Origin of the sequence: Amycolatopsis sp. NPDC049253 (assembly GCF_040678995.1) — a bacterium.
GTDB lineage: Bacteria > Actinomycetota > Actinomycetes > Mycobacteriales > Pseudonocardiaceae > Amycolatopsis.
The window spans coordinates 409,986-429,072 of the sequence record NZ_JBFAQX010000004.1; the positions used below are offsets into that span (position 1 = coordinate 409,986).

A 19,087-nucleotide genomic window follows, 5' to 3' on the forward strand; every position below is an offset into this window, starting at 1 on the left:
CGGTGGCCAGGTCGGCACGCGAAGGAACGCTAGGGGGCACCACACATGACCTACCCGCCGCAGCAGCCCGGTGGTCACGGCCAGCAGGGCGGTGGCTACGGAGGTTACGGGCAGCAGCCGAATCCCTACGGACAGTCCCAGCAGGGCCCAGGTCAGCCCCCGTCCGGCCCCCAGCAGCAGCCCGGCTACCCCGGCGGGCAGCCCTACGGCGGGCAGCAGCCGGGCACCTGGCCGCCGCAGAGCGGATACCCGCAGTCCGGTCCGCAGCAGCAGCCGGCGTACCCGGCGCAGCAGCCCCCGCCCTTCGGGCAGCAAGATCCGTACTCCCAGCCGCCGGGGTTCGGGCAGCAAGATCCCTACCAGCAGCAGGGCGGGCCTCAGCAGTACGGGCAGCAAGATCCGTACCAGCAGGGCGGAACGCAGCAGTTCGGGCAGCCGGAGGGCTACCAGCAGGGCGGTTTCGGCGATCAGTACGGCCAACCGGGTGGTTATCAGTCGTTCGGCAGCTACACCGAGCAGCCTCCGAAGAAAAAGAAGACCGGCCTGATCGTCGGGATCGCCGTCGGCGTGGTGGTCGTGGTGGGTGCCGCGATCGGTCTCGTCATCGGGCTTTCGGGTGACGACAAGGACAAAACCGACACCGCGGCCCCGCCCGCGCCTCCGGCCGTGACCAGCCAGGGTGGCGGCGCGCCGACCACCGGCACCCCGAGCCTCCCCCGCAGCTCGACCCCGTCCACCGGCTCGTCGGGCGGCACCGACGCGCCGGCGCCGGGTGGCACGCAGAGCGCGCAGGAGCTGTTCCAGGCCGCCGCGGCCGACTTCAGCAGCGGCGACGGCTCGGCGCTGGCCGGGCTGGCGTGCCGCAGCCTCTACAACGGCGGCGCCGTGGACATCCCGAAGACCGACGTCCAGCTCACGGGCGCCGCACAGGAGAACGGCGACACTGCGTCCGTGCGGTACAAGGCCACGCAGGGCACGAGGACGGCCAACGGGACGATGACCTCGAAGCGCGAGGCCGGCGTCTGGTGCCTGGTCGACGCCCAGGCGGACAAGCAGTGAGACCCCGGCGGTGAGTGGCAGACTCACCGCCGGGCTCGTCGTGCTCGGCGCTCTCGTGGCCGGTGCGGTGCTCGGCCTGGTGCTGGTCGCACCGGCCGGGCCCTCGGCGCCACCGCCCGCCCCGTCGGCACCGCCGGCGAGCGCCCCCGCGTCTTCCCCACCCGCGAGCGACGCGGACGTCGCCGCGACCAACGTGCTCGCCAACGCCATCGTCGACGCCATCAAGCGTGGCGACGCCACGGAGTTCGGCCGGCTCACGTGCGAACCGCAGACTTCCCGGGCGCTGGCCGATTTGCAGGCCGAGTGGGACGCGGCGGGACCGCTCACCGTGACCCTCGCCGGGCCGCCGGACGTGGCCGGCGATTCGGCCGGCGTCACCGTGCACGTGGAAGGCGCGGGCGGGCGCAAGGACACGCCGTTCCCGATGCACCGGGAAAACGGCCGGTGGTGCGTGCCGGGCTAGCCCGGGCCGCTCAGCCTTTGCCCTTGGCGGGCCGGCGTGACACGCGCGGGGACACCGTGCCATCGGCGAGCCGGCGCGCGGTGAGCAGGAACGCCGTGTGCGCCACCATCCGGTGGTCCGGCCGCACCGCCAGGCCGACCACGTGCCACGGGCGCATCAGCGTCTCCCACGACTCCGGTTCGGTCCAGCACTGCTGCTCCCGCAACGACTCCGTCACACGGGAGAGCTGTGTGACGGTCGCCACATAGACCGTGAGCACGCCGCCGGGCACGAGGTGCGCGGCGACGTTCGGCAGCTGATCCCACGGCGCGAGCATGTCGAGCACGACCCGGTCGACCTCACCGGTGTGCGTGGCCAGGTCGGCGACGGTGAGCGTCCAGTTGTCCGGCTTCTCGCCGAAGAACTTCACGACGTTGCGCTCGGCGTGCTCAGCGTGGTCGTCGCGGATCTCGTACGAGGACACGTGCCCGGCCGGGCCGACGGCGCGCAGCAGCGAGAGCGTCAGCGCGCCCGAGCCGGCGCCGGCTTCGAGCACGCGCGCGCCCGGGAAGATGTCGCCCCACATCACGATCTGCGACGCGTCCTTGGGGTAGATCACCTGGGCGCCGCGCGGCATGGAGAGCACGTAGTCCGGCAGCAGGGGCCGCAGTGCGAGGTAGTTGCTGCCGCCGGCCGAGGTGACCACGGAGCCCTCGGGGAGCCCGATCAGCTCGTCGTGCGCGAGCGCGCCGCGGTGGGTGTGGTACTCCCCGCCCTCGGCGAGTGTGAGGGTGTAGTGCCGGCCCTTCGAGTCCGTCAACTGAACCCGGTCTCCTGCGCGAAACGGTCCGCTGACCGACAACTTCTTCCTCCACCTCACACGCGAAACGCTGGCGTCAGATCCTCGCAGGTCGTCCGCGCGGGTCGCCGGTCGGGTGCACTCTCAGTGAGCGTGGCGGCCGCGCACGAGCGCGGCCCGGAGGTCTTCGCGGCGCAGCACGCCGGCGGGGCGGCCCTCGTCGTCGACCACGAGGAACTGCCACGCGGGGGTTTCGCGCACGCGTTCGGCGATCTCCTCCCCCGGCTCCGAGGCCAGCAGCACCGTCTCGGCGCGGATCGGCTCGGCCGCGAGCTCCGCCGGGGCGTGCGGGTGGGTCGAGGCCAGCTGCTCGGCGGCCTGCTCGTCGAGCAGGCCCGCCGCGACCCCGTCGGCGCGCACGAGGACGACCCCGCGCCCGGCCGAGGCGGCCAGCGCGTCGGACACCGGGCTTTCGGCGGGCAGCTGCAGGACGGGGCGGACCAGCGCGGTCAGCTCGAGGCCGTCCGGCCAGCTGCGCCGCGCCTCGGCCGCGAGCTCTCCGCGGGCGCCCAGGATCACGAACCACGCCGTGACCACGCAGACGCCGAGCCGCAGCCAGCGGTCCTCGCTCTGGGTCGCCAGGCCCCACAGCGCCCACACGATCAGGCCGGTCGCGACCACCGCACCCCCGGCCACGGCGGCGCGCGTGCCCTTGGCGCGCAGCCCCGTCGCGGCCCAGACGCCGGCCCGCACGAGGCGGCCGCCGTCCAGCGGCAACCCGGGCAGCAGGTTGAACACGCCCACCGCGAAGTTCGCGACGGCGCACTCCGCGACCAGCAGCCACACGGCTCCGTCGGGCGGTACGGCGAGCATCAGCAGGGCACAGAACCCGCCCAGCACCAGCGAGACCGCCGGCCCGGCCGCGGCCACCAGCCCCTCCTGCCCGGGCCGGCGCGGCGTGCGCGCGACCTCGGACAGCCCGCCGAGCAGGAACAGCCGCAGCCGGCGCACGGGAATCCCCAACCGCAGCGCCACCAGGCAGTGCCCCAGCTCGTGCGCGAGCACCGACAGCCCCAGCAGCACCGCGAACGCGGCCGCCAGCAGCCACGACGTGGGCGTCGAGGCGTCCGGCAGCAACCGCCCCACCAGCGGCGCGTAAAGCACCACGATGATCAAGGACCCGATCCACCACGACGGCGACAGCAGCACCGGCACCCCGGCCACCCGGAACAGCAGCAGCCCGCCGTCGCCGGGCGTGGCGCGCCGGGACGGCCCGGCACCGTGCTGTCGGGTCGCGGCCATGCGGGCAAGGGTAGAGGCCGGGGTGTGGGAAGCGGGTGATCTGGATCTTTTGCCCCGCCTTCGGCGTGGCGTGCGAGATCGCCTTCGAGCCGGCTTCCGGACGGGGACGGTCGGACCGGCCCGGCGGCCGATCACACCGATCCGTCCGGCAGCCGGCACGATCTCGCTGGTGGGTCGCCGCCGCGGGGTGAGTTGGGTGAGAATGCGCGATTGGTCTGGGGCCGGGAGCGCCGGCTCGGCGGCGACACCGGACGTGTCGGACTTTGCTCGCGGCGCCGGGCGTGTCGGACCTCGCCCGGTGGTCCGGGCGGCTGACTCGGTCTCGGGGCCGGCCACAGCGAACTCGTTCTGTGCTCCGCGTGGCGCATTTGGTAGCGGAGCCGGGCGCAACAGACTTGGTCGGGTTGCCCCGAGTAGCGCACGTCGGGTGCGGGGCCGGGCGTGTCGAATTTGGGCCTCTGGTCCCGCGTGGCGCACTCAGGCGCGAGGCCAGGCATGTCGGACCTGGCCCCTGCGCTCGCACGGCGGACTTGCTCGTGGGACCGGGCCGGCGGACTTCACCCTCTGGCCCGCGTAGCGCACTCAGGCGCAGGGCCAGGCGTGTCGGACCTGGCGTCTGCGCTCGCACAGCGGACTTGATAGGGGGCCGGGCGTGTCGAACTTGGCCCTGTAGCCCCGCGTATCGCGCTCAGGCGCGAGGCCAGGCGTGTCGGACCTGGCCCCCCTCCGCTCGCACAGCGGACTTGATAGGGGGCCGGGCGTGGCGAACTTGGCCCTGTAGCCCCGCGTCGGGCGCGGAGCCGGGCGTGTCGGATCTGGCCCCTTGCGCCCGCGCGGTGGACTTGCTCGCGGCACCAGGCGTGTCGGACCTTGCCCCCTGCGCCCGCACGGCGGACGTGCTCGCGGCGCCGGGCGCGTCGGACCTGGCCCCTGCGCTCGCACAGCGGACTTGATAGCAGTCGGGCGTGTCGAACTTGGCCCTGTAGCCCCACGTAGCGCACGTCGGGCGTGAGGCCCGGCGTGTCGGACTCGGTCGCGGGGCCGCGGACACAACCGACCCGATCACTCCTAGCCACCTCGACCTCGGCGACCACCTCGCGGCCGCACCCTCCCCACCCGTCCTCACCCAGGCAAAGGCGACCCAGCCGCGAGATCGCGCCGGCGTGTGGATGGAGCGGTGCGATCGGCCCCGGCCGATCCGACCGCTTCGTCCACACGCCGGCTCCCAGGCGATCTCGCCGCCCCGGCGAAGCCGGGGCCAAAGATTCTGTCGGTGCCCGGCGTTACGCTCTGGCCATGCCCGACACCGCTACGGTCACCAACCCGCCGGGATCCGGTGACGCGCCCGTCCGCAGGCGGCCGGCGCTGTCGCCGTCGCGTGCCAGCGATTTCAAACAGTGTCCGCTCCTCTACCGATTCCGGGCGGTCGACCGGCTGCCCGAGGTGCCCACGAAGGCCCAGGTGCGCGGGACGCTCGTGCACGCCGTGCTGGAACGGCTGTTCGGCCTGCCCGCGGGTGAGCGCGTGGCGCCGCGGGCGAAGGATCTGCTGGCGCCCACGTGGGCGGAGCTGTCGGCCGCGAGTCCGGAGTGGACGGAGCTGTTCACGGACGCGGAGGCGGGCGAAACCGACAAGTGGCTGGCGTCGGCGGAGAAGCTGCTCGACGCGTACTTCGAGCTGGAAGATCCGCGCCGGCTGGAGCCGGAGGCGTGTGAGCTGCACGTGGAGATCGAGCTGGGCTCGGGGGTGCTGCTGCGCGGGTACATCGACCGTGTGGACGTGGCGCCCACGGGCGAGATCCGCGTGGTGGACTACAAGACCGGTGCCGCGCCGCGGGAGATCGGCGAGGCCAAGGCGATGTTCCAGATGAAGTTCTACGCCGTGGTGCTGTGGCGGCTGCGCGGCATCGTGCCGCGGCAGCTGAAGCTGATGTACCTCACCGACGGCCAGTCGCTCGCCTACACGCCCGACGAGGCCGAACTGGTCCGCTTCGAGCGCACGCTCGAAGCCATCTGGCAGGCGATCCTCAAGGCGGGCAAGACCGGCGACTTTCGGCCCAACCCCGGCAAGCTCTGCTCGTGGTGCGACCACCAGGCGCACTGCCCGGAGTTCGGCGGCACCCCGCCGGAGTACCCCGGCTGGCCGGAACCCGACGCGGGCGAAGAGACCGCACTGGACCGGGCCGACTGATGGCCGACGCGTTCTACGTCCCGCTCGGCGGGGAGCGGTACGCCGCGACCGAGCACACCAGCGGCCCCTGGGCCCCCGGCGCGCAACATTTCGGGCCGCCGTCGGCGTTGCTCGCGCGCGGGCTGGAACGGCTCGAAGCGCCGCACCCGGCGCTGATCGCGCGCGTCACCGTCGAGATCCTCGGGCCGGCGCCCGTCGCGGAGCTGGACCAGCGGTCGTGGATCGAGCGGCCGGGCCGGTCGGTCGAGCTGCTGCAGTCGGAGCTGTCCGCGGGCGGCAGGCTGATCGCGCGGGCCAGCGCGTGGCGGATCGCGACCACCGAGACCACGGGCGTCGCGACCGACGCCGGTCCCCTGCTGCCGCCGGCGGAGGCCGGCACTGAGACGACGTTCCCCGCCGACTGGCGCGGCGGTTACCTCAACGCCGTCGAGTGGCGGGCCGTGCGGGGCAGCATCACGGCGCCGGGCCCGGCCGCGGTGTGGGGCCGGCAGCGGATCCCGCTCGTCGACGGCGAGGAGCCCACCGCGCTGCAGCGGCTGTTCGCGGTCGCGGACTCGGCCAACGGCGTGTCCCACTTCCTGCCCAGCGACGACTGGTGGTTCATCAACTCGGAGCTCACGGTCCACCTGCGCCGGGCGCCGGAGGGCGAGTGGATCGGGCTCGACGCCGTGACCCTGGTCGGGCCGCACGGCGTCGGCACCGCCACGAGTACCCTGCACGACGGCTCCGGTCCGGTCGGCGTCGGTGCCCAGGCTCTGCTCGTCCGGCCGCGACAGGCCGGGGGCGGATAACCGCGCGCCCGCGCCCGGGATCCAATAACCTTCGCGGAACGACCGACAAGGGAGCGCTCCGGCATGCAGATCACCTCGGTGGTCAACCAGAAAGGCGGGGTCGGCAAGACCTCACTCAGCGTGGGCGCGGCCGCGGCGCTGGCCGAACGCGGCCGGCGTGTGCTGCTGATCGACCTCGACCCGCAGGGGCACGCCACCACCGAGATGCTCGGCCTGGCCGAGGTGTCCGGTGACGCACCCACGCTCGCGAAGGCGCTCACGAAGCTCTGGAAGGGCCCGATCGAGGAGCTCGCGGTGCCACACCCGCGCAGCAACCTCGGCCGCGGCGGCGCATTCGACGTGATCCCGACGTCGCCGGGCATGTTCGACCTGATCCGCCGGCTGGACTCGTTCCGGGTGCCGGGCTGGCAGCTCGCGCGCGTGGTCCAGTTCGCGAACTACGACCACGTGGTCATCGACTGCCCGCCCGCGCTCGACGTGCTCACCAACAACGCACTCGCGGCGTCCCACGGGATCCTGGTGCCGGTGCAGCCGGACAAAACGAGCATCCGCGCGCTGCGGCTGCTCGCCGACCAGGTGCGCTACGTGGAACAGACCACCGGCCGCGCGCCGATCGCGTGGTACGGGATCGTGCCCGGGCTCTACCGCCGCCCGATCTCCCACTACGCGGCCGCGGCGCTGCAGGAGATGTACAACTTCGGCGTGCCGATGCTTTCCCACGTGCCGCTCGGCGTGGTGATGAACGAGGCCGCGGCCAACGGCGTGCCCGTCACCACGTACGCGCCGGAAACCCTGCAGGCCCTGTCGTTCCGCGAAATCGCCGAAACCCTCGACGGCTACCTGGCCCAGAACCCGGGCCCCACCGAGGTCCCGGCCGACGACGAGTTCGTCTTCGAGGACTTCATCTCCGAAGTCGCGATGACCCGCAACGCCAACGACAACGGCGCCCGCAAGAAGCTCTACGACCTCATGCCGAAACGCCCGACGCGTCCTCGCTGAGGTCGCGGCTTCGCCGAGACGGCGCGACAGCGGCCGGCTGGCGCGGGATCCTCCGCTCCTCGCCGGTGAGGCCGCGAAGCGTCCACAGCCCGTACAGAGCCAGCAGCGGTTTGCCGATCAGCCATTCGCCGGGACGGTAGTCAGCCGAGCGCACGAGCCGTTCGGCGAGATCAGGGCGCTGCCGCCGCAAGTACGCGCGGGCCTTGAGCGCGTGAGCCGGCTGGGAGGCGATCTTGATGCGGTCGGCGCCCTCGAGCAGCGGGATCACGTTCGTGACGTTCTCCCATGTCGTTCCGCTCTGGTCTTCGAGGACCACAGTGCCGTCGAACCCGAGCACGGACTTCGCGTAGTCCGCCATCAACCGTGCCTCTGCAGCGCCGGTGCCGGTCGTGCCGCCGCTGAAGATCACGCGCGTGTCCCGCACGTTGCTGTCGGCGACGGAGCGAAGGCCGGCACGCACTCGCCAGCGGTTGACGAAGTTCGCCGTCGCTTGGGGATTCCGGTATCCCAGCACGACCACCGCCTCGGAACCGCCGCCGCCGGGCCCCACGAGGGCTCGCGACCAACGCCCGTTCAGCCATTCTCCCCAGCCCAGGGCAACCACCCCGGCCAACGCCCACCCTGTCCGTCGCCGCATGCGGTGACTCTAGGGCACCCTGGCCCGCGACAATCACTCGTGCTGTCAGGAACTCCGCGGGCTGTGGGCACTGCGCGGAAGCCGGTTCAGACCACTCTGCCCGCCCTGGCGGAGCCAGAGCGGGCAGAGAACGGGGATCTAGAGCCGGCAGGAACGGATGTCCGAGGCGAGGATCGCCTTGGCGCCGACCTCGGCCAGTTCGTCCATGATCTGGTTGACCTTCTTGCGGGGCACCATCGCCCGCACGGCGACCCAGTCCTCGTCGGCCAGCGGGGCGACCGTCGGCGACTCCAGGCCCGGGGTGATGGCGATGGCCTGCTCCAGCAGCGTGCGCGGGCAGTCGTAGTCGAGCATCATGTACTGCTGCGCGAACACGACCCCGCGCAGCCGCGCCGCCAGCTGGCTCTTCGTCTTCGCCGAGTCGCTGCCCGCGCGCTGCAGCAGCACGGCTTCCGACACGCAGATCGGGTCGCCGAAGGCCACCAGGTTGTGCTGGCGCAGCGAGCGGCCGGACTCGACCACGTCGGCGATCGCGTCGGCGACGCCGAGCTGGATCGAGATCTCGACGGCGCCGTCGAGGCGGATCACCTCGGCCTCGACGCCGTGGCGGGCCAGGTCCTCGCGCACGAGCCGCGGGTACGAGGTCGCGAGGCGCTTGCCCTGCAGGTCGGCCGGCTTCCAGTCCTGGCCCGCCGGGGCGGCGTAGCGGAACGTGGACCCGCCGAAGCCGAGCGCGAGCATCTCCTCGACCGGCGCGCCCGAGTCGAGCGCGAGGTCGCGGCCGGTGATGCCGAGGTCCAGCTCGCCGGAGCCGACGTAGATCGCGATGTCCTTGGGCCGCAGGAAGAAGAACTCGACCTCGTTGACCGGGTCGAGCACGGTCAGGTCCTTCGAGTCATGTCGCTTGCGGTAGCCCGCCTCGGAAAGCATCTCGGCCGCCGCCGCGGCGAGGGCTCCCTTGTTAGGCACGGCAACACGCAGCATTTCGCTCTCTCCTCGATCTCCGGTGCGCGAACGCGTCACAGGTAGCGGTACACGTCCTCGGTCGAGATCCCCCGGCCGAGCATGAGCACCTGGACCCGGTACAGCAGTTGCGAGATCTCCTCCGCGAGGCGGTCGTCGGACTCGTGCTCGGCGGCGATCCACACCTCGCCTGCTTCCTCGAGCACCTTCTTGCCCTGTGCGTGCACCCCGTCGTCGAGGGCGACGACGGTGCCGGACCCGTCGGGACGGGTGCGGGCGCGCTCGGCAAGCTCCGCGAACAGCTCATCGAAGGTCTTCACGGTCTGCAGATCCTTCCATCCCGCACGGGCGGGCGCTGCCCCGGGTGACCTCGATGCCGCAGGGGTCACACTCGCGGCAGCAACGCGGCCAGCGCGGCCACGTCGACCCCGGCGAGCGACTCGCGGAACACCCGCCGCGGCCCGGCCGGGACCGCCACGTCGTTCGGGATCACGAACACCGAGCAGCCGGCACGCTCGGCCGACTCCGCGCCCGGCGGCGAGTCCTCCACCGCGACGCACCGCTGCGGCGGCACGCCGAGCAGCTCGGCGGCCTTCAGGTAGGGCCGCGGGTGGGGCTTGTTGAGCCCGTCGACCTCGTCCCCGCACACCGTGACGTCGAAGAACTCTCGGCCGATCGTCTGGAGCGCCAGCTCCGTCAGCGCGCGCTCGGTCGACGTGACCAGCGCCGACGGGATGCCGGCGGACTTCACCGCGGCCAGTGCCTCGCGCGCGCCCGGGCGCCACGGCAGCGCGTCGTCGAACAGGCCCGCCGTGCGCCGGCGGATCCACGCGCCGGTCTCCGCGACCGACTCCGGCGTGACCTCCCGCGCGGTCACCTCCAGCAGGTAGGTGGCCGTGGCGTCCATGTTGGACCCCACGAGCGTCATCCGCTGCTCCTCCGACAGCGTGCCGCCGAGCGCTTCCGCGCACTCGTACAGCGCGACGTCCCAGAGCTTCTCGGAATCGACGAGCGTGCCGTCCATGTCCCACAGGACGGCGCCCAGTCCGTCCGAAGAGGACGGTGCAGTCACGGTTTTCTCCTTGTCGGTGCGTCGGCGGGTGGCGGGACGGACGGCCGCGGCGCACGCGCACGAATCCGCCCCGAAAGAGTGGCCTTGCGTCGCGCCGGCGGCGGCCCGGGACCGTCCACCGGGGGGGACCGGGCACGACGGCGGGCCGGATCGTCTCCAGTATCCCATCCTCATCGCGCCGCCGGGCGCGGGCGGCGCGCGCCGCCCACACGGCTCTGAGCTGCGGCTCCCCGGGGTGTCCCGCACACCGGGACCCGTCCGCCGCACGCGGGCGGCAGTGGTGACGGCGCGCGGTCGGACATGCTGCACAGGTTACGGGCGAAGGGTCGTAGGCTGGGAAGGTGAGTGAGCCAGTCGACGAGACCCAGCGACCCGGAGACCCGGATCGCGCCCGCCCGGAATCGAAGCGCCCGCTGATGGTCGTGGCCTTCGAAGGCTGGAACGACGCTGGTGACGCGGCCAGCCGCGCGATCGAGCATCTGCAGCTCAACTGGGACGCCACCCCGCTGGCGGAGCTGGAGCCGGACGACTACTACGACTTCCAGGTCAGCAGGCCGACCATCAGCATGGTCGACGGCGTGACCCGGCAGGTGGAGTGGCCGACCACGCGCCTGTCCATCTGCCGTCCCGAGGGGCTCGACCGCGACGTGGTGCTGGTGCAGGGTCCCGAGCCGAACATGCGCTGGCGCGCGTTCTGCGCGGAGCTGCTGGAGCACATCATGCAGCTCGACGTGGACACCGTCGTCGCGCTCGGGGCGCTGCTGGCCGACACGGCGCACACGCGACCGGTCCCGGTCACCGGAACCGCTTACGACAAGGACACCGCCAGCCGGTTCCGCCTCGAGCTGAACAACTACCAAGGGCCGACCGGGATCGTGGGCGTGCTGCAGGACTACTGCGTGCAGGCCGGCATCCCCGCCGTGTCGATCTGGGCGGCCGTGCCGCACTACGTGTCGCACCCGCCGTCCCCGAAGGCGACCCTGGCGCTGCTGCACAAGCTCGAGGACGTGCTCGACGTCGAGATCCCGCTGGGCGCGCTGCCCGAGCAGTCCGAGGAGTGGCAGCGGACCGTCAGCGAGATGGCCGACGAGGACGAGGAGATCAGCGAGTACGTCCGCAGCCTCGAGGAACGCGGCGACGCGGAAACCGACTTCACCATGGAGGAGGTCTCCGGCGACAAGATCGCGGCCGAGTTCGAGCGTTACCTGCGCCGGCGCCGGCCGGGCCAGGAGGGTGGCGGCTTCGGCCTCCGCTGACGCGCTGACCAGCCGGACGGGCCCCTGCCGCACTCGCGGCGGGGGCCTTTCCCGTCTCCGGGCTCGGCTCAGCGGCGCCAGCGGGCGGCGAACGCGCGGGCCGGGTTCGAGACCAGCATCGCCTCCACCACGTCCTCGCCCAGCGCGTGGACGAGCCGGGGCCGCAGCGTCGTGAGCAGGTACGGGATGCCCGGGCCGCCGCCGGAGGACAGCCGGGCCGCGGCGGTGGTCGTGTCGCCGCCGAGGAGCAGCTGGCCGGTGTGCCCGGAGGTCGCGAGCTCGTACAGCAGGTCGGTGAGGCGCCAGTCGGTGGCGTGGTTGGCGCGCGACGGGCCGTCGAAGCCCAGGAAGACACCGGTGTCGGCGACCTCGCGCAGCACCCGAAGGTCGGGGTTGCGGTTGAGGTGGCCCAGGATCACGCGCGAGGGCGGCACGGCCAGCTCGCCGCACAGCAGGTCGGCGACCTCCCGGGCCGCAGTGCCCAGCTCCAGGTGCACGGCGATCGGCGCGCCCGTCTCCTGGTGGGCCTGCGCGGCGGCGACCATCGTCCAGCGGGCGTGCCGGTCGACGACATGGAACGCGCCCGCGACCTTGATCAGGCCCGCGCGAGGGCCGGTGCGCTCGGCGTCCGGGTCGTCGCCGGCCGGGATGCCGGCGAGCAGGTCGGCCACGAAGATCTCGGCCAGCCGGTCGGAGACGCGGTCGAGGACCTCGGCCGGGTAGTGCTCGGCGCGGTGGAAGCCCGTCGCGGCGACGACGTGCACGCCGGTCGCCTGCGACAGCGCGGCGAGGTCGGCCGCGCGGCGGTTCAGGCCGAACGGCGTCCACTGCACGACCGTGCGCCCGCCCGCGGCCGCGAACGCGCGCAGCTCGGCCTCGGCGGCCGCCGCGTCGTCGAGCTCCTGCCCGGCGAGCTGCCGGGAGGCGAAGAACAGGTGGTCGTGGGCGTCGCACACCTCGAGCGACGAGGGCGTGACGTCGCCGAGGACGGTGCGGACCCGGGGTTCCCCGGTCACGCGGTCAGCAGCTTCCGCAGCGGCACGGCCCCGCGGGCGCGCCGGCTCCACTCACGCGGGTAGCCGAGCGAGACTTCCTCGAACCGCACGCCGTCGGCCGACGTCGTGCGCGGGATGTGCAGGTGGCCGTACACGGCGAGCTCGGCGCGGTAGCGCAGGTGCCAGTCCTCGGTCTCCGTGGTGCCGCACCACAGCGCGAAGTCCGGGTAGTGCAGCGGCGCGGTCGGGTGGCGGTGCAGCGGCCAGTGCGACACGAGGATCGTGCCGTGCTCCGCCGGGACGGCGTCGAGACGGTCGGTGCTGACCTTCAGGCGCTCGGCGCACCAGGCCTGGCGGCTCGGGAACGGGTCGGGGTGCAGGAAGTACTCGTCCGTGCAGACCACGCCCGCCTCGCGTGCCTGCGCGAGCGCCTCCTCGATCGTCTTGCCCTCGGCGGCCGGGGTGCGCCAGCTGTAGTCGTAGAGCACGAACAGCGGCGCGATCGTCAGCGGCTCGGCGCCGTGCTCCCACACGGGGAACTCGTCCTCGGGGGTCAGCACGTCGATCTCGCGGCACTGCTCCACGAGGAACTCGTAGCGGGCCTGGCCGCGCAGCTGCGACTCGTCCTTCGGCGTGGTCCACAGCTCGTGGTTGCCCGGCACCCACACGACCTTGGCGAACCGTTCGCGCAGGGTGGCCAGCGTGTCGCGGATGACGGACGAGCGTTCGGCGACGTCACCGACCACGAGCAGCCAGTCTTCCGGCGAATCCGGCACGACGCGGTCGAGGATCGGCCCGTTGCCCTCGTGGGTCACGTGGAGGTCGCTGGTGGCGAAGAGAGACGGCACTCCTCCACCGTAGCCAGTTCCCGACCGGCAGATCGCCAGAACCGCCCCTTACGCCACCCCAGCAGCACCAGCCCGGCCACGACGTAGACGCCCGCCTGCACGTCGAGCAGCAGCGCCGGGCCGGTCACGGCCACCAGCGCCCCGGCGAGCAGCGACCCGGCGGCCTGGGCCGCCGCGACCACGGCGAAGACCGTGCTCAGCACCCGGCCAGCACGCTCCGGAGCCGCGACGCTCTGGACGTGCGCCAGGAGTCCGGCACCGGTGAGCACCGCGGGGCCGCCGGCCGCCGCGAACAGGCCCACGTAGAGCCCGAGCGCCGTCGTGAAGGCCGCCGCGTTCCAGATCAGCGCCGACACCAGCCCGGTCGCCAGCGAGCCCCACGCGAGCAGCGAAGCACCCGCCACGCGCCGCGCGAGCGTCGCCACGGCGAAGCCCGCCGCCAGCCCGCCGATCGCCTGCACGCCGCGCAGCAGGCCCGCGTCGGCCTCGCTGCCGCCGAGCACGTCCAGCACGAAGACCACGAACAGCACCAGGAACATCCCCTGGGCCACGGACACGAGCACCATCGCGATCCCCGTGGCCCGCAGCCGCGGGTCCCGCGTGAGCTCCCGCAGCCCGGCCAGCCACGCGGCGACGACGGGCTCCCGGCGAGGCTGACGGACGCGCGATGCCACCGGCCCCGGGAACGGGCGCGCGAGCAGCACCGCCGCGAAGGCCAGCGCCCCGAGGTAGCCGAGCACCACGCGGTCCAGCCCGCCCCAGCCGAGCAGCGCTCCGCCGGCCCAGCCGCCCGCGAGCCGGGCGACGCTGCCGTTGACACTCATCAGGCCGTTGGCCCCGGTCACCTCGGCGACGCCGACCAGCTCCGGCACCAGCGCGTTGCGCGCCGGTTCGAAGACCGACGCCAGCCCGGCCTGGGCGGCCATCACCAGGTACACGAGCGCGACGGGGATGCCGTCGCCGGCGAGCAGCGGCAACGCGACCGCCGCCTGGCCGACGCACACCACGGCGAGCACGACCCGGCGGTCCCACCGGTCCGCGACGACCCCGGCGACCGGGCTCAGCAGCACCGCCGGCAGCAGGCCGAGCACCACGCTCAGCGCCGTCGTCGCGGCCGAGCCGGTGGTCGCGAAGAGGAACACCGGCAGCGCGACCTGCAGCATCCACTCGGCGGACTCGCCGAAGAACGCGGCCAGCCAGAGCCGCACGAACGCGGGCACGCCCAGCAGCTGTCTCACGACACCGGCTCCCCGTCCGGCCCGAGCCGCAGGAACGCCCGCAGGCCGACGTGCACCGGCAGCGCGTCTTCCGGCGCGTCTTCGCGGATGGCACCGACGTACGGGCGGACCAGCGCGTCGACCGCCTGCAGCAGCCGGTCGAGCTCCGCCGGCGTGACCTGCAGCGTGTACGAGCTGAAGCCACCGACCGCGCGCCAGGCCGGGTCGAGCCTTTCGAGGGAGTCCAGGTAGCGGCGCGTGAGGTCCTGTTCCTCCGCGAGCTGCGTGCCCACCACGGCCAGCTGCGCCCGGTTGAGCGCCGGGTCCTCCCCCAGGTCGCCGAGGTCGAGGCCGACCTGCAGGGCGCGCCACGGCCGCTCGCGCCCGTCGGTGGCGTCGGCGCGTTCCACCAGCCCGTGCTGCGCGAGCCGGCGCAGGTGCCAGCTGCAGTTGGACGCGGTGGAGCCGACGGCTTCGGCGCATTCGCTGGCCGTGCGGGGCCCGACGGCCATCAGGTGGTGCAGCAGCGCCGACCGCAGCGGGTGCGCCAGCGCCCGCAGCAGCTCGGCGTCGTCGACGCGTTTGCGCGGCGGCAGCTCGGCCATCGGTCCTCCGGATATCTGAAAGGTTTCTTTCGAAATTGTCCTTTCAGAGTTGCAGCCGCCCGACCTGCTGTCAACGGGCTTCGCTACCATCACGGACAGTTACTGCTCCGTGCAGTCGTTGTCTCCGCCAGCCACTCCCGCGCCGAGGACGGTCTGTTGCCCCACCAGCGAGAACTCGCCACCGCCGCCGCACTGGCGCTCCCCCGGTTCGTCAGCGCCACGGTCCGCTTCCACACCGCGGTCGCCGACCGGCTCGGCGTGACCCCGGCCGAGCTGCACTGCCTGCAGCTCGTGCACAGCGGCGCCACCGACTCGCCCACGGAGCTGGCGCGGCTGCTCGGCATGACCACCGGCGCGTTCACGCGGATGCTCGACCGGATGGAGCGCGCCCGGCTCGTGGAACGCGCACCCGACCCCGCCGACCGCCGGCGGCTGCGCGTGCGGGCGCTGCCCGATCGCATGGCGGAGCTGACCGAGCTCTACGCCCCGCTCGCCCAGCGTTTCGGCGAGCGCCTGGCCGCGTTCGACCGCCGTCAGCTCACCGCCCTGGTGTCGTTCCTGACCGACGGCGAGACGGCCGCCGACCTGGCCACCCAGCAGGTCGACGAGGCCGCGCGGCAGCCCCGCGAAATTCGGGGTTGACTAATCCTACTGGTGTTGCGTTAACCTCTTCCCATCATGGACAGCTGAGCCCAGCCCTTTCCCGCACCGAGGCAGCTCCCGGTCGAGCACCGCTCCCGCGAGCCACGAGTCCCGTCGGGGAACCCGCTTTCCCACCAGGGCCGGTGATCCCCCATGTCTTTGTCCCTCAAAGCCACCGACGTCGTGTTCGGCTACGGCGCCAGGACCGTCCTCGACGGCGTCTCCCTCACCGCGTCGGCCGGGCGCCGACTCGGGCTCGTCGGCGAGAACGGCACCGGCAAGTCCACGCTGCTGCGCCTGCTCGCGGGCCTCGAACAGCCACGCTCGGGCGAGATCGTCCGCGGCGGCGACGTCGGTTTCCTGCTGCAGGAGCTGCCGTTCCCGGCGTCGGCGGCCTTCGGCGACGTCCTCGACCACGCGCTGGCCGACATCCGTTCGGCGGCCGCGCGGCTCGACACGCTCACCGTCGCGATGACCGACCGGCCCGACGACGCGGGCGTGCTCGACGAGTACGGGAAGCTCCTGGAGTGGGCCCAGGCCCACGACCTCTGGGACGCCGACCGCCGCGCCGAGCTGGTGTGCGACGGGCTGGGTCTCGGCGCGCTCGGGCGCGACCGGCGTCTCGGCGAGATGTCGGGCGGGCAGCGGTCCCGGCTCGGGCTGGCGGCACTGCTGATCCGCCGTCCCGCCACGATGCTGCTCGACGAGCCGACCAACCACCTCGACGACGCCGCGATGGAGTTCCTGGAGCACCACCTCGCGGAGCTGTCCGGCATCGTCGTGCTGTCCTCGCACGATCGCGTGTTTCTCGACGCTGTGTGCACCGACATCGTCGACCTCGACCCGGCGCCGGCCGACCGGCTCGTGGGCGGGGCGACGCGCTACGGCGGCACCTACAGCGACTACCTCGACCAGAAGCGGGCCGAACGCGCGCGCTGGGAGCAGCGCTACGCCGAGGAGCAGGACGAGCTGAAGGAGCTGCGGGACTCGGTCACGGTCACGGCGCGGCGGGTCGCGCACAACCGCGCGCAGCCCGACGGCGACAAGAACCTCTACAACTTCAAGGGAGGGCGGGTGCAGAAGCAGGTGTCCCGCCGGGTCCGCAACGCGCAGCTGCGGCTCGACGAGCTCGAACACGACCAGGTTCGCAAACCCCCGGCGCCGCTGCGGTTCCGCGCGCGCCTCACGGCCGCGGCGTCAGGCGAAGGACCGGCGATCTCGGTGCGGGGCCTGGACGTGCCGGGCCGGCTGACCCTCGACCGGCTCGACGTGAGCGGCACGGCGCGGCTGCTCGTGACCGGTGGCAACGGCGCGGGCAAGTCCACGCTCCTGTCGGTGCTGGCCGGCCGGCTCGCCCCCGCGGGCGGATCCGTCCACTTCGGACCCGGGCTGCGGGTGGGGTTGCTGGAGCAGGACGTGGAGTTCCCCGATCCGGAGCGCGTGGCCCACGAGGTCTACCGCGCCGCGCTCGGGGACGACGCGCCGCCGCTGTCCCGCTTGGGCTTGCTGTCCTCGCGGGACCTCGGCCGGCCCGTCGGCGAACTGTCGGTCGGCCAGCGCCGGCGCCTCGCGCTCGCCGTCCTGCTGGCGGATCCGCCGGACGTGCTGCTCCTCGACGAGCCGACCAACCACACCTCGCTGACCCTCGCCGAGGAGCTCTTCGCCGCACTGGACGACGCCCCGGGCGCCGTCGTCATTGCCTCTCATGATCGCTGGCTGCGCCGCCATTGGCACGGTGACCACCTCGCCCTGACGGCGACCCAACCCGCCACCGTATAGGACGTTATACAGCCACCGCCCACCCCGACCCGCACGCTCGAGGGCCAAGCGACCCCTCCTCCGGCGACCACGGCGCGAGATCGCGCCGGCGTCTCGCCCGAGCGGTGCGATCGGCCCCGGCCGATCAGACCGCTTGGGCGAGACGCCGGCTCCCCGGCGATCTCGCACGCCCCGGCGAAGCCGGGGCCGAATTACAGCTCGAGACCGAGCAGGGCATCGACCGCGGAGCGGACGAGGCCCGGCGAGGTCGAGTGCGTCCCGTCGCGGCGCAGGGCGGCCTCGGCCCAAGCGTCGATGGCGGTCAGGGCCTGGGGGGTGTCGAGGTCGTCGGAGAGACGGTCGCGCAGGCGGGCGAGGGTGTCCGTCGCGTCGGGGCCCGCGGGGAGCGCCACGGCTTCGCGCCAGCGGGCCAGGCGTTCCTGCGCCTCGGTCAGCAGCGCGTCGGTCCAGGGCCGGTCGTCGCGGTAGTGGCCGGCGAACAGGGCGAGCCGGATGGCAGAGGGGTCCACGCCGTCGGCGCGCAGCCGGGAGACGAACACCAGGTTCCCGCGCGACTTGGACATCTTCTCGCCGTCGAGGCCGATCATCCCGGCGTGCACGTAGTGGCGCGCGAACGGGTGCTCCCCCGCCACGGCCTCGGCGTGCGCCGCGCTGTACTCGTGGTGCGGGAACCGCAGGTCCGAACCACCGCCCTGCAGGTCGAACCCGAACCCGAGCCGGTTCACCGAGATCGCGCTGCACTCGATGTGCCAGCCCGGCCGCCCGGCGCCCAGCTCCGACTCCCACGACGGCTCGCCCTCCCGCGCGACCCGCCACAGCAGCGCGTCGAGCGGGTGCCGCTTGCCCACGCGGTCGGGGTCGCCCCCACGCTCGGCGAAGAACTTCGCCATCGTCTCTTCGTCGTAGCGCGACTCGTAGCCGAACCGGCCGCTCGCCGCGTGGTCGAAGTACACGTCCGGGTACTCCGGGTCGTCCGCCCGGTAGGCGCTGCCGTTGGCCAGCAGCTTCGCCACGACCTCCACGATCTCCGGGATCGCCTCCACCACGCTCACGAACTGCCGCGGCGGCAGCACGCGCAGCGCCTCCATGTCCTCGCGGAACAGCGCCGTCTCGCGCATCGCGAGCACCACCCAGTCGTCGGAGTCACGCTCGGCGCGCTCCAGCAGCGGGTCGTCGATGTCGGTCACGTTCTGCACGTAGTGGACCTCGTGTCCGTTGTCCCGCCAGATGCGGTTGACCAGGTCGAACGCCAGGTACGTCGCCGCGTGGCCGAGGTGCGTGGCGTCGTAGGGCGTGATGCCGCAGACGTACATCCGGGCGGTGGGACCCGGAGCCGTCGGGCGGATCTGCCCGGTCGACGTGTCGTGGAGCCGAAGCGGGCGGGGCGTGCCCGGCAACCGGGGCACGTCGACGGAGGACCAAGTCTGCATACCTCGACTGTAAACGGGACAGACGTCCGCTTTCCCACCCGGTGAGAAATCGAACGTTGTG

At 73.0% G+C, this 19,087-nt stretch carries 19 protein-coding genes; 8 read left to right on the forward strand and 11 right to left on the reverse strand.

The window, feature by feature from the left end; all coding sequences use genetic code 11:
- Positions 1 to 45 precede the first annotated feature (45 nt).
- Together AB0K15_RS12475 and AB0K15_RS12480 are read left to right on the forward strand one after the other, a co-directional pair.
- Positions 46 to 1,059: a hypothetical protein gene (locus tag AB0K15_RS12475; protein ID WP_364048746.1), complete on the forward strand. Its 1,014-nt coding sequence runs from the start codon at positions 46 to 48 to the stop codon at positions 1,057 to 1,059.
- Between the two features lie 10 nt (positions 1,060 to 1,069).
- The gene (locus AB0K15_RS12480) at positions 1,070 to 1,522 is read left to right on the forward strand and encodes a hypothetical protein (protein WP_364048748.1); all 453 of its coding nucleotides are present in this window, start codon (positions 1,070 to 1,072) and stop codon (positions 1,520 to 1,522) included.
- Positions 1,523 to 1,532: 10 nt separating this feature from the next.
- Here AB0K15_RS12480 and AB0K15_RS12485 read toward each other — a convergent pair whose 3' ends face one another.
- Both AB0K15_RS12485 and AB0K15_RS12490 read right to left on the reverse strand, forming a co-directional pair.
- Entirely contained in the window at positions 1,533 to 2,363 is an 831-nt protein-coding gene (locus AB0K15_RS12485) for a tRNA (adenine-N1)-methyltransferase (RefSeq protein ID WP_360601557.1), read from the reverse strand.
- An 81-nt stretch (positions 2,364 to 2,444) separates the two neighbouring features.
- Positions 2,445 to 3,602 (reverse strand): M50 family metallopeptidase, encoded by a 1,158-nt coding sequence (locus tag AB0K15_RS12490; protein ID WP_364048750.1) that lies wholly within the window; start codon positions 3,600 to 3,602, stop codon positions 2,445 to 2,447.
- A gap of 1,296 nt (positions 3,603 to 4,898) precedes the next feature.
- Here AB0K15_RS12490 and AB0K15_RS12495 point away from each other — a divergent pair.
- The 3 genes from AB0K15_RS12495 to AB0K15_RS12505 all read left to right on the forward strand — a co-directional run bounded on the left by AB0K15_RS12495 (position 4,899) and on the right by AB0K15_RS12505 (position 7,582).
- Positions 4,899 to 5,792, forward strand: coding sequence for a RecB family exonuclease (locus tag AB0K15_RS12495; protein WP_364048752.1), 894 nt, complete (start codon positions 4,899 to 4,901; stop codon positions 5,790 to 5,792).
- Positions 5,792 to 6,583: a thioesterase family protein gene (locus AB0K15_RS12500; protein ID WP_364048754.1), complete on the forward strand. Its 792-nt coding sequence runs from the start codon at positions 5,792 to 5,794 to the stop codon at positions 6,581 to 6,583. The genes AB0K15_RS12495 and AB0K15_RS12500 overlap by 1 nt, the downstream gene beginning before the upstream one ends.
- A gap of 63 nt (positions 6,584 to 6,646) precedes the next feature.
- The gene (locus AB0K15_RS12505) at positions 6,647 to 7,582 is read left to right on the forward strand and encodes a ParA family protein (RefSeq protein WP_364048756.1); all 936 of its coding nucleotides are present in this window, start codon (positions 6,647 to 6,649) and stop codon (positions 7,580 to 7,582) included.
- Here the strand turns inward: AB0K15_RS12505 and AB0K15_RS12510 are convergent.
- The 4 genes from AB0K15_RS12510 to AB0K15_RS12525 all read right to left on the reverse strand — a co-directional run bounded on the left by AB0K15_RS12510 (position 7,551) and on the right by AB0K15_RS12525 (position 10,254).
- Positions 7,551 to 8,219 (reverse strand): YdcF family protein, encoded by a 669-nt coding sequence (locus AB0K15_RS12510; RefSeq protein WP_364048758.1) that lies wholly within the window; start codon positions 8,217 to 8,219, stop codon positions 7,551 to 7,553. The two genes, AB0K15_RS12505 and AB0K15_RS12510, sit on opposite strands and share 32 nt — an antisense overlap.
- Positions 8,220 to 8,357: 138 nt before the next feature.
- Positions 8,358 to 9,203 carry an ATP phosphoribosyltransferase gene (hisG, locus tag AB0K15_RS12515; protein WP_364048760.1) on the reverse strand — a complete coding sequence of 282 codons (846 nt, stop codon included), beginning with the start codon at positions 9,201 to 9,203 and terminating at the stop codon, positions 8,358 to 8,360.
- A gap of 35 nt (positions 9,204 to 9,238) precedes the next feature.
- A complete protein-coding gene (locus AB0K15_RS12520; RefSeq protein WP_184778231.1) occupies positions 9,239 to 9,502 on the reverse strand; it encodes a phosphoribosyl-ATP diphosphatase in 264 nt (87 codons plus the stop codon).
- A gap of 65 nt (positions 9,503 to 9,567) precedes the next feature.
- Positions 9,568 to 10,254 carry an HAD family phosphatase gene (locus AB0K15_RS12525; RefSeq protein WP_364048762.1) on the reverse strand — a complete coding sequence of 229 codons (687 nt, stop codon included), beginning with the start codon at positions 10,252 to 10,254 and terminating at the stop codon, positions 9,568 to 9,570.
- A gap of 341 nt (positions 10,255 to 10,595) precedes the next feature.
- Here AB0K15_RS12525 and AB0K15_RS12530 point away from each other — a divergent pair, with 341 nt between their 5' ends.
- Entirely contained in the window at positions 10,596 to 11,510 is a 915-nt protein-coding gene (locus AB0K15_RS12530) for a PAC2 family protein (RefSeq protein ID WP_220240795.1), read from the forward strand.
- Positions 11,511 to 11,578: 68 nt separating this feature from the next.
- Here AB0K15_RS12530 and AB0K15_RS12535 read toward each other — a convergent pair whose 3' ends face one another.
- Genes AB0K15_RS12535 through AB0K15_RS12550 form a run of 4 tightly spaced genes read right to left on the reverse strand, consistent with a single transcriptional unit; the run spans position 11,579 to position 15,175 of the window.
- The gene (locus AB0K15_RS12535; protein WP_364048764.1) at positions 11,579 to 12,526 is read right to left on the reverse strand and encodes a phosphotriesterase; all 948 of its coding nucleotides are present in this window, start codon (positions 12,524 to 12,526) and stop codon (positions 11,579 to 11,581) included.
- The gene (locus AB0K15_RS12540) at positions 12,523 to 13,353 is read right to left on the reverse strand and encodes a metallophosphoesterase (RefSeq protein WP_364048766.1); all 831 of its coding nucleotides are present in this window, start codon (positions 13,351 to 13,353) and stop codon (positions 12,523 to 12,525) included. The genes AB0K15_RS12535 and AB0K15_RS12540 overlap by 4 nt, the downstream gene beginning before the upstream one ends.
- Entirely contained in the window at positions 13,317 to 14,591 is a 1,275-nt protein-coding gene (locus AB0K15_RS12545) for an MFS transporter (RefSeq protein ID WP_364048768.1), read from the reverse strand. Before AB0K15_RS12545 ends, AB0K15_RS12540 begins: the two co-directional genes overlap by 37 nt.
- Positions 14,588 to 15,175: a helix-turn-helix domain-containing protein gene (locus AB0K15_RS12550; RefSeq protein WP_364048770.1), complete on the reverse strand. Its 588-nt coding sequence runs from the start codon at positions 15,173 to 15,175 to the stop codon at positions 14,588 to 14,590. Before AB0K15_RS12550 ends, AB0K15_RS12545 begins: the two co-directional genes overlap by 4 nt.
- 156 nt (positions 15,176 to 15,331) lie before the next feature.
- On the opposite strand from AB0K15_RS12550, the gene AB0K15_RS12555 reads away from it, so the two are divergent.
- Together AB0K15_RS12555 and AB0K15_RS12560 are read left to right on the forward strand one after the other, a co-directional pair.
- Positions 15,332 to 15,817, forward strand: a complete 486-nt coding sequence (locus AB0K15_RS12555) for a MarR family transcriptional regulator (RefSeq protein WP_364048772.1) — start codon at positions 15,332 to 15,334, stop codon at positions 15,815 to 15,817.
- A 153-nt stretch (positions 15,818 to 15,970) separates the two neighbouring features.
- Positions 15,971 to 17,596, forward strand: coding sequence for an ABC-F family ATP-binding cassette domain-containing protein (locus AB0K15_RS12560; protein ID WP_364048774.1), 1,626 nt, complete (start codon positions 15,971 to 15,973; stop codon positions 17,594 to 17,596).
- Between the two features lie 191 nt (positions 17,597 to 17,787).
- On the opposite strand, the gene mshC is transcribed toward AB0K15_RS12560, so the two are convergent.
- Positions 17,788 to 19,026, reverse strand: a complete 1,239-nt coding sequence (mshC, locus tag AB0K15_RS12565; RefSeq protein ID WP_364048776.1) for a cysteine--1-D-myo-inosityl 2-amino-2-deoxy-alpha-D-glucopyranoside ligase — start codon at positions 19,024 to 19,026, stop codon at positions 17,788 to 17,790.
- Positions 19,027 to 19,087: the final 61 nt, after the last annotated feature.